The organism is Yersinia sp. 2542 StPb PI (genome assembly GCF_048593855.1).
Taxonomy (GTDB): Bacteria; Pseudomonadota; Gammaproteobacteria; order Enterobacterales; family Enterobacteriaceae; genus Yersinia; species Yersinia enterocolitica_E.
Map to the genome: position 1 here is coordinate 1 of NZ_JAZGQA010000354.1, position 1,994 is coordinate 1,994.

The window sequence follows — 1,994 nt, forward strand, 5'->3', positions numbered from 1 at the left end:
TCTCTGCTATTTAGCATTATTCCGTTACTCCTATCATGGGTTAACATGAAAATCATTAATTAATTGGATCATCATGAAACTATTAAAAGCACTCTTGGTCGGGTTGGTATCTATCACATTTATTGCTGGATGTGCAGGTACGACGCCTATCCAAAACGTTAACCAAACAATAATTGGTAGTCACACGACTTCAGAAGTACAAAAAGCGATTCTGGCTGGTGGGATAAACCGTGGTTGGGTAATGATACCTGGCGCTGAAGGCGTGATTAACGGGAAGTTAATAAATCGCGATCACACTGTTGAAATCCAAATTAATTACAATGCTAATAATTACCAAATCAAATATATTGGCAGTACTAACATGGATGCCAAAAATGGAAAAATACACTCAAAATATAATCGCTGGATCGCTAACTTGAATAAAGATATCCAGATTCAACTAAATCGTCTGTCAATATAAAAACATTACATAACAAATAGTTACCTTAACTTTATGCTCACCATTAAAGCTGAATAATGCTAAATGGTGAGCTATTACCTGAATTACGAGGACGTAAGCTTGCGCTACGGATATGATAAAGACCAAATTAGTGCTTTGGCGGCAATCACTGAAGCTCAGAAAATAGCTTTTGCCCCTATGCTATTTCAAGCTGCGCTTAACCTGAGAGAGTCAGGAATTTTAGCTGCATTAGATGAATCAGGTAAAGGTGGTATTACACTCGATGAGCTTCAGACTCATTGCACACTAAGCCGATATGCAATCAGCATCCTGCTAGACATGGGGCTTAGCGGTAATATCCTCTACCAGCAGGAAAACCGATTTTATCTGGGCAAGGTCGGTCACTACTTATTGCATGATCAAATGACCCGCGTAAATATGGACTTCACTCAGGACGTTTGTTATCAGGGTTTATTCAATCTAAAAGAAGCACTAGAGACAGGAAAGCCAGCCGGATTATCCGTATTTGGTGAATGGCCTACTATTTACCCTGCACTGAGCGAGTTGCCGACTGCCGCACGTGAAAGTTGGTTCGCCTTTGATCATTTTTATTCCGATAATGCCTTTCAGCTTGCGCTAAAAGCTATTTTTGATCTTGAACCAAAACATATATATGACATTGGTGCCAATACTGGTAAGTGGGCTTTACAGTGTGCGGCCTATGACCCTGATGTGAAAATAACATTGCTGGATTTGCCACAACAGTTAGTCTTAGCCAACGAGAACGTCAAAAGCAAAGGCTATAGCGACCGTATCAGTACATATCCTGTGGATCTGTTATTAGCCGATCGATTGCCAGCAGAAGCAGACGTTTGGTGGATGAGTCAGTTTCTAGACTGCTTTAGTGAAGAACGAATCGTCCATATTCTTAAGCTTATTCATCATGCAATGAAGCCCGATAGTTACGTATGCATCATGGAGATATTTTGGGATAGGCAACAATTTGAAGCTGGCGCATTCAGTTTGAATGCCTCATCTCTTTATTTTACATGTATGGCTAACGGTAATAGCCGTTTTTATCATTCAGATACTTTTTACCAGTGCTTATCTACTGCTGGATTCTACGTTGAGAAAGATATTGATGGTCTTGGTATTGGGCATACATTATTAATTTGCCGTAAAGAACCCGCATAACATTAAGCCCTCTGTCTGAGGGCTTACCCCATCAAGAATCGATATTTCCTTATTCCTATAGTGTATCCAGGCTGCTCTTAACCACACCATTCTATTCGGTTAAAAGTATGGTAAATAACCCATTGAATTAAAATTATAAATAGCACAGAGAGCCAAATGGTGGAGTCGCAAACTGACAATAAGAGAGTTGTGGTTGGGTTTTGTCACAGAGATATATCTAGCAGATCAACAATATATAAAAATTATAATGCAAAAAACCCTGAATCAGAGATCCAGGGTTTTGCAATAAGTGGCGGAACGGACGGGGCTCGAACCCGCGACCCCCTGCGTGACAGGCAGGTATTCTAACCAACTGAANTAC

2 protein-coding genes are annotated in these 1,994 nt (G+C 40.2%); both read left to right on the plus strand.

Translation table 11 applies throughout. The annotated features are described in order from the left end of the window. Window positions 1–73: 73 nt before the first annotated feature. Window positions 74–460, plus strand: coding sequence for a hypothetical protein (locus tag V1952_RS21530; RefSeq protein ID WP_372559749.1), 387 nt, complete (start codon window positions 74–76; stop codon window positions 458–460). Between the two features lie 63 nt (window positions 461–523). Next, window positions 524–1,633, plus strand: a complete 1,110-nt coding sequence (locus V1952_RS21535) for a methyltransferase (RefSeq protein WP_372559750.1) — start codon at window positions 524–526, stop codon at window positions 1,631–1,633. Window positions 1,634–1,994: the final 361 nt, after the last annotated feature.